The organism is Oleiphilus sp. HI0079 (genome assembly GCF_001635105.1).
The window spans coordinates 1-309 of record NZ_LWFT01000422.1 but is presented as its reverse complement, the minus strand read 5'-3'; the positions used below and the strand labels follow the sequence as shown (position 1 = coordinate 309).

Annotated in this window: 1 protein-coding gene; it reads left to right on the top strand. The window is 44.7% G+C overall.

Going from position 1 to position 309, the window contains the following annotated elements:
• On the top strand, nt 1-309 hold a 309-nt coding region (locus A3750_RS05530; RefSeq protein ID WP_197474924.1), incomplete at both ends, for an Hpt domain-containing protein.

Genomic DNA, 309 nt, shown 5'->3' with positions numbered 1-309 from the left:
CGTAGATCTTAGCCAATTTCATCAAGTCTTTTTCGAGGAAAGTAATGAAGGGCTCGATATCATGGAGTCCGCTTTGCTGGAGCTTGATCCAGAGGCATTGGACTCAGAGAGAATCGACGAAATCTTTCGCGCAGCACACTCGATAAAAGGGGGTAGCGGCACCTTTGGTTTTCAACAAATTGCAGACTTCACTCATGTTGTCGAAACCTTACTGGACTTAATTCGATCCGATCAATTCGATATCCAATCAGAACACGTCGATCTGTTTCTTCGCACGGTCGATTGTATCCGTACAATGGTGAATCAACT